Origin of the sequence: Natrinema gari JCM 14663, assembly GCF_000337175.1 — an archaeon.
GTDB lineage: Archaea > Halobacteriota > Halobacteria > Halobacteriales > Natrialbaceae > Natrinema > Natrinema gari.
Window position 1 is genome coordinate 1 of the sequence record NZ_AOIJ01000017.1, and the last position, 268, is coordinate 268.

At 52.2% G+C, this 268-nt stretch carries 1 rRNA gene; it reads right to left on the reverse strand.

What is annotated here, in order from left to right:
• Positions 1-268: ribosomal RNA gene (locus C486_RS21880) — 23S ribosomal RNA — on the reverse strand; the annotation flags it as partial.

Genomic DNA, 268 nt, shown 5'->3' on the forward strand with positions numbered 1-268 from the left:
TCGGTCTTGAGGAGTGTTTAGTCTTCGCGGTCGATGCCCGCGATCTTCACGAGGGATATCCAACCCCCGATACTCTGGAACTGACTCGTCTCGTACTCGTCGACAATACGGGACTGTCACCCTGTCTCGTGCTCTATTCCAAGAGACTTCTTGTCAGCTTTCGGAGAGTGTTTGTCAGCCCGAACACCACATTGCCCGTGAAGGCTTCGGTTTGGACTGTGTCGCGTTCATTCGCCATTACTAACGACATCGCGTTTGCTTTCTTTTC